The following is a 6,607-nucleotide window of genomic DNA, read 5'->3' as shown; positions in this document are numbered from 1 at the left end:
AAAGATAAGTAGGAGAGTAAACGGTTGACGGTCAATTAAGGGGCCCCTTTAGGGGCTTCGTTGGTAAAATGCCCTTATAGGGCGAAATTAAAACCGCCCGTTTTACGGGCGGATACTTACTGGCTGTGAGTATAGTCAGTAGATGAGTTAGAAGATTATTTGCATAGTTTGATGAAAAAATTCTAGATTTAACAGGACTGGAATAACATGTGTCGAATAGAGTAATGGGATCATTTTTACAGAGGGGTGAAGAGCAGATGGAAAAAATCTATTTCGACTACAATGCGAGCACTCCGCTAGCTCCTGAAGTAGTAGAAGTGATGAAACCACTATTAACAGATTTTTATGGGAATCCTTCAGCATTGCATTGGGCAGGAGTTCCAGTTAAGGATCTACTACATGCAGCGAGAAGACAGGTAGCGCAATTGCTTAATTGTTCAGCTGAGGAAATCATTTTTACAAGTGGTGGAAGTGAAGCGAATAATACGGCTTTAAAAGGCTACTATTTTAAAAATAGAGAAAAAGGGAACCACATCATAACTTCGAAGATTGAACATCCAGCCATTATCAATCCATGTAAGTTTCTTGAACAAGTTGGGGCTATGGTAACGTATGTTGGAGTAGACGAGTACGGTAGAGTTCTCTTCGAAGAAATTGAAAAGGCGATTACGGATGAGACAATATTGATATCCGTAATGCATGCTAATAATGAGACAGGGACCATGCAGCCGGTTCAGGAAATTGGGGAACTTGCAAAAAGGTATGGAATTGCTTTTCATACGGATGCGTCACAGTCGGTCGGCAAGGTTGATGTGAATGTTGAAGATTTGAATGCTGACATGCTAACGATTGCTGGTCATAAGCTATATGCGCCTAAAGGGATTGGTGCTTTGTATGTGAGAAATGGAGTGCAACTTGAACCATTAATTCATGGAGCGGGTCATGAATTTGGACTTCGTGCAGGTACGGAAAATACATTACTTGCTGTAGGTTTGGGGAAGGCTTGTGAACTTGCAATAGAACAACTTGAAAAAAATAATATGCGTGAACACACGGACTATTTTTGGCGTAGATTGCAGGAGGAATTTGGAGACCAAGTCGTGTTAAATGGACATCCTGAGAAACGATTGCCAAATACCTTGAATGTGAACTTTGTTGGAAGAGTCGGTCAAGAGATTTTATCGGCAATTCCTGGTTTGGCAGCATCCACAGGTTCCGCTTGCCATGCAGGTAGTGTTGAGCTTTCTCCAGTTTTGAAAGAGATGGGCGTAGCGGAGAATGTCGGGATGGGGGCAATACGCTTTAGTCTTGGTCGTGATTCAACAAGGGAAGAGATTGATAGAGTTGTAGCTTTGATCAAGGGGGTTTATTAAACCTTGATGGTAACAGACTATGATTATTGACATCAGGCTAAAATAATGGATGAAATTCAGTTTATCTGGTATTTGGAACTTTAAAAATTTGCTTAGGAGTGAAGATGAATGTATCGAACTGTAAATGATTTTCTTGTGGAATGGTCAAATTCAACAAATGGCACAATGAAAGTGTTAGAAGCTTTAACAGACGAGAAATTAGATCAAGCCATTGTAGAAGGGCATAACACGCTTGGATGGCTTGGTTGGCATATCGTGACGAGTGTTGAGTTTTTTTCCAATCTTGTTAGGTTAAAAAATATCCAGTCACCAGGCGATGCGAAAATAGTGCCAACACAAGCAAGTGTAATCGTAGAATCCTTTAGAAAAATTGTAGAAGAAGTAAAACAAGAAGTAGAAATGAACTATACTGATGAACAAATGGTGGAGAAAATCGAGAATTTTGGGAAATTAACTCCTCGTGGTGCATTGCTTAGAACGATGATTGACCATCATACACATCATCGTGGACAAATGACAGTTCTTTTACGCCAGGCGGGGTTAAAGGTACCAGGTGTTATGGGTCCAACCAAGGAAGACCCGCAATATTAAAACTTTTGATGAAATGGCAAAAGCAATAGAACGATATGGACTTCCTCGATGTTGGAATAGTGAGGAGAAATATGGACCTGAGCGGTATATCGAGGTTCAGGTCTTGGATAATTCACCGATTGATTTGTATCGAAAACTAAATTGCTAATAATAAGGAAGTGGCATTAGGTGTTTACTAGAAAAAATGAATCTGTAAAAGCAGCGATCCTGTTATCAGGTCAAAGTTTGTCATTTAAGCTTGATGAATCTGAAACAATGAAACTGATGCAAAACTTGGAAGAGGTATCGTTCGACTTTAATAAAATGGAGTCTATCAAACTATATTATCCTGATGGAAAATTAAAATCAGTTATCAATCCTACACAAATATCGAGGATATGGTTCTCTTAAAATAACTATGAACAGAAAAAATTAGTTCATAAATAGGTCAGAAAAAGTAAAGTTAATTGCTGTAGAAGCTGAATACTATTTTGAATGGAGTGTTGAAGAATTGGCTGAGAAAAGAAAAGTAAAAAAAGAAGGGCTAGTATTTTTAGTTGTAACACTTATTCTCTTTTTGAGTATGAGTTTTCTCTCTCTCAGATATGGTTATCTAAATTTCAATATGAATCAACTATCAATTTGGGTTCCGATTATACTGATATTTTCTTCCTCAGTTTTTTCTGTTCAAAACTTTAAAAGTAAACGAACTTACTATGCATACGGACATGCAGTTGTCTGTTTGGCACTACTTGTTTTTATATTGATCCCACAGTTTATAACTTTGTAGCGTATTTCCAAATTGGATAGACGCTTTTTTAATTCTTGAACCGACATAATGGTGCACAAAATATCGGATAGCTTATCTCAGTTACTCAAGGGAACCCATTGATGTTTTTTGATAGAAAAACAACCTTGACAAAGGCAATCGAAAGTCTAGAAAATAATTACGGCTAGCAGGACTTATTTCTTTTTCAATGGAATTATAGGAAGATAGAGAAAGAATATTGATACTAGCACGTATGTCTTTATTCAAGGTCACTGTTTTCGGTAACAATTTTATAATAGAATGTAGCAAGATGAAAATAACATAATGAAAAGGGTGGTTTACTTGAACATACTTTGGGATTTTGACGGAACATTATTTGATACATACCCTGCGTACACGAAAATTTTCTCGCAAGTCTTAGGAGATACAGTAGATAAACAGGAAATCTATCAAAAATTGAAAGTTTCCTATACTCATGCGATTGAGCACTACGGAATTCCGAAAGATATTGAGAAAGAAATGAGAAAATTAACGAGCGAGATCGCTCCACATGAGATGAAACCTTTTGAGAATGTTGAAGAGATTTTAAAATTTGCTAATAAAAATGTCATTATGACCCATAAAAATAGAGATGGCGTTTTGGCAATTATAAAGCACTATGGTTGGGAGAAATACTTTGTCGACATGGTTACAATTGATGATGGCTTTCCCCGTAAACCGCATGCTGCATCCTATATCCATTTGAATAGCAAGCATAGAATTGACCTCGCTATTGGTGATAGAGAATTAGATTTAATCCCTGCCAAAGAAATTGGGATTGCAACTTGTATGTTTCAAGGGAAAAGTAAAGTAGCCGATTATCATTTACAAAATTACTCAGATTTTTTTAGAATTATAGGACGTTAACATTATAGGTGTTCGCATCAATAATGAAACTTATTTAATTCAACAGCCGGTAGTTGCTTACTCCAAGGACGGATTTAACAACATAGATAAAATCCAACTGATATTGAAGAACGAACCGATTGTCAATGAGGGTTCACTAGTCATAGAAAGAATGGGTGTACTATCAGGAATCACTAAAAAGATAAATGGGGATTACTATTTTTTTGCACAATAGAACTAGGGAGGACAACGTGAAAAAATTTTATATTGCATCAGGTTTACAAAACAAAGATATGGTACGGTTTGTTTCCCAACGCTTAAAAGAACAGGGATTCATTCATACATATGATTGGACACAGAATGAAAGGGTAGAAACTTTCGAGGAACTGAGAGAAATTGGGCAAAAAGAAAAAAATGCTGTACTAGAATCAGATTTTCTTATTGTTCTATTGCCTGGAGGGAAAGGGACTCATATTGAATTCGGAATCGAACTCGGACATGGTAAGAAAATATACTTATACACACCCGACAACTCAGCCGATAACTTTGAAACAACAAGTACCTTTTACCATTTATCTGAAGTGGAGAAGTGTTTTGGATCGATTGAAGAATTGTTGGAAAAAGTGCTCTTAAGTGCAGACATACTTCAGTAAAGGAGTATGTTTTTTAATTTTGTATGATTTTTTTGAAAAATTACACAATATACGTTGACAGGAATATTCCTCTTGAAGTATATTTAAGTCATGAAAACATTTCATGTTCTAGCTGAGCCTAATCGATTGCTAATTGTTGAACTTTTGCGTGAGGGTCCACTTTCCGTAGGAGAAATTGCCGAAAGATTAGGGTTCAATCAACCTCAAGCTTCTAAACATCTGAAAGTACTAAGTGATGCAGCTATCGTTGAAGTGGAGGCAATTGCTAATCGTAGAATTTACAAACTTAGAGCAGAACCGTTCCAAGAGCTTAACAACTGGATTGAGTCATATCGAAGTATCTGGGATGAGAGGTATGACCGTCTTGAAAATCATCTCCAAAATTTAAAGAAAAAGGATGTGAAATTGAATAACGACGAGTCTAAATAGAAACTTTGGGGATATACGGAGATTTAGATAAGATAAGCTATTAACAATCTTTAATACATCTAGACGTAACCGCAGAAGATTTTTCAAATTAATCTTTGGAGGTAGAAAAATGTCGACTAAAATGATTTCAAAAGTAGAGGGAAATGTACTTATTTTGGAGCGTGAATTTGATGCACCGAAGGAGCTAGTCTTTAAAGCATTCAGTGAACCAGAACATCTAAAGCAATGGTGGGGACCTCGTGGTTGGACTGTTCCTGTATGCAACGTGGATTTTAGACCTGGTGGAGTTTGGCATTACTGTATGAAGTGTGTGGATGAGAATCAGGGCGATTTTTTTGGTATGGAATCTTGGGGAAAAGGTGTATACGAAGAAATCATACAAGACGAGAAAATTGTTTACAGGGATTATTTTTCAGATGCTGAAGGAAATGAAGCAGAGGGGATGCCTTCTACGCGGGTTACCTTATTATTTGAAGAACAGGATGGAAAAACTAAGCTCATTAATCGTGCTGAATACGATTCTTCAGAGGCACTAAAAACGGTCTTAGATATGGGCATGGAGCAAGGCATCACAGAAACTTGGGATCGATTAGAAGAACATTTAGCATCTACGAAATAAAGCCGAACAAAACAAGCAATCCTGCAATAGAAGGATTGCTTGTTTTCTATTAGATAGGGTAGTGAAGGAGCTTCCTTACCAAAGAAAAAAAATAGTTATATACGTGCGTTGTTCTAGGGGGACAACGCTTTTTTTATATTTTTCGTATAAGGGGATTGAAGTTTTTATTATCTTTCAGAAAAGTTAGAATTTTATAGTATTACGATTATTATCTTTGTAATAGAATGGTAGTGGTAGGGTTATTTTTCATAAATTATGGTAACTTTGCGTGGGGTTATCAATAGGAGAGGATATGAATGAAAAAGATTATTAACGACCCTAATGTAGTAGTACAAGATATGCTGAAAGGATTAGTGGCTGCTTATCCAAACAGTCTCAAGCAAGTTCCGAATACTACAGTAATTGTTCGGAAAGATGCCCCAATAACTGGAAAAGTCGGTTTGGTTAGTGGTGGAGGAAGTGGACATGAGCCGGCACATGCAGGCTATGTGGGACAAGGTATGTTAGATGCAGCTGTATGCGGAGAAGTATTTACTTCACCGACGCCTGACCAAGTCTATGAAGCCATTAAAGCAGTGAATGGAGGAGCTGGTGTATTTTTAGTTATTAAAAACTACACTGGTGACGTCATGAATTTTGAGATGGCAACAGAATTAGCACTGGCAGATGGAATTGAAGTAGAGCAAGTTATCGTTAATGATGATGTTGCAGTAGAAGATAGCTCCTTTACTACGGGACGTCGTGGAATCGCAGGCACGATTTTTGTTCATAAAATTGCAGGTGCAAAGGCACAGGCTGGTGGTTCCCTGCAAGAGGTAAAGGCCATTGCTGAAAAAGTGGTCGCGAATGTTCGTTCAATGGGAATGGCTTTGAGTCCGTGTACGGTTCCTGCTGCGGGAAAGCCAAGTTTTGAACTTGCTGAAAATGAAATGGAAGTAGGCATGGGAATTCATGGTGAACCAGGAACAGAACGAAAAGCAATTGCAACTGCGGATGATATCGCCACTGAGCTAACACAAAAGGTTTTAGATGATATGGCTCTTAATCGTGATGACGAAGTAGCGGTTATGGTAAATGGACTCGGTTCTACACCAGAAATGGAACTTTATATCGTTAACGGAAAAGTAAACGAAATCTTAAAGGAAAAGGGTATCCACATTCATAAAACCTTTGTCGGTGAATATATGACTTCGCTAGAAATGGCTGGATGCTCTGTAACCCTTCTAAAACTTGATGAGGAATTAAAGGAACTACTTGATGCAGAATCAAAAGCTCCAGCTTTTCTAAGCTAATGAACAGGAGGAAATGA

Annotated in this window: 9 protein-coding genes; all 9 read left to right on the top strand. The window is 37.6% G+C overall.

Annotation, left to right across the window (positions count from 1 at the left end; translation table 11 throughout):
* Positions 1-257: 257 nt before the first annotated feature.
* Complete coding sequence (locus FAR12_RS07720) at positions 258-1,373, top strand: cysteine desulfurase family protein (RefSeq protein ID WP_126407998.1); 1,116 nt, start codon at positions 258-260, stop codon at positions 1,371-1,373.
* 108 nt (positions 1,374-1,481) lie between these two features.
* Positions 1,482-1,964 (top strand): DinB family protein, encoded by a 483-nt coding sequence (locus FAR12_RS07715; RefSeq protein WP_126407996.1) that lies wholly within the window; start codon positions 1,482-1,484, stop codon positions 1,962-1,964.
* Positions 1,965-1,977: 13 nt separating this feature from the next.
* Positions 1,978-2,112 (top strand): hypothetical protein, encoded by a 135-nt coding sequence (locus FAR12_RS23950; protein WP_281275647.1) that lies wholly within the window; start codon positions 1,978-1,980, stop codon positions 2,110-2,112.
* A 20-nt stretch (positions 2,113-2,132) separates the two neighbouring features.
* Positions 2,133-2,354, top strand: coding sequence for a hypothetical protein (locus FAR12_RS07710; protein WP_126407994.1), 222 nt, complete (start codon positions 2,133-2,135; stop codon positions 2,352-2,354).
* A gap of 700 nt (positions 2,355-3,054) precedes the next feature.
* On the top strand, positions 3,055-3,618 hold the full coding sequence (locus FAR12_RS07705) for an HAD hydrolase-like protein (RefSeq protein WP_126407992.1): 564 nt from the start codon (positions 3,055-3,057) through the stop codon (positions 3,616-3,618).
* A 230-nt stretch (positions 3,619-3,848) separates the two neighbouring features.
* Positions 3,849-4,250: a nucleoside 2-deoxyribosyltransferase gene (locus FAR12_RS07700; RefSeq protein ID WP_126407990.1), complete on the top strand. Its 402-nt coding sequence runs from the start codon at positions 3,849-3,851 to the stop codon at positions 4,248-4,250.
* A 90-nt stretch (positions 4,251-4,340) separates the two neighbouring features.
* Complete coding sequence (locus tag FAR12_RS07695) at positions 4,341-4,679, top strand: ArsR/SmtB family transcription factor (protein ID WP_126407988.1); 339 nt, start codon at positions 4,341-4,343, stop codon at positions 4,677-4,679.
* 109 nt (positions 4,680-4,788) lie between these two features.
* Positions 4,789-5,298, top strand: a complete 510-nt coding sequence (locus FAR12_RS07690; protein WP_126407987.1) for an SRPBCC domain-containing protein — start codon at positions 4,789-4,791, stop codon at positions 5,296-5,298.
* Between the two features lie 296 nt (positions 5,299-5,594).
* Positions 5,595-6,590 carry a dihydroxyacetone kinase subunit DhaK gene (gene dhaK, locus FAR12_RS07685; protein ID WP_126407985.1) on the top strand — a complete coding sequence of 332 codons (996 nt, stop codon included), beginning with the start codon at positions 5,595-5,597 and terminating at the stop codon, positions 6,588-6,590.
* Positions 6,591-6,607: the final 17 nt, after the last annotated feature.

This window comes from Bacillus yapensis (assembly GCF_005280205.1).
Classification (GTDB): domain Bacteria; phylum Bacillota; class Bacilli; order Bacillales; family Cytobacillaceae; genus Robertmurraya; species Robertmurraya yapensis.
Note: the sequence above shows the minus strand (reverse complement) of the source record. Positions and strands in the feature narration are given on the sequence as shown.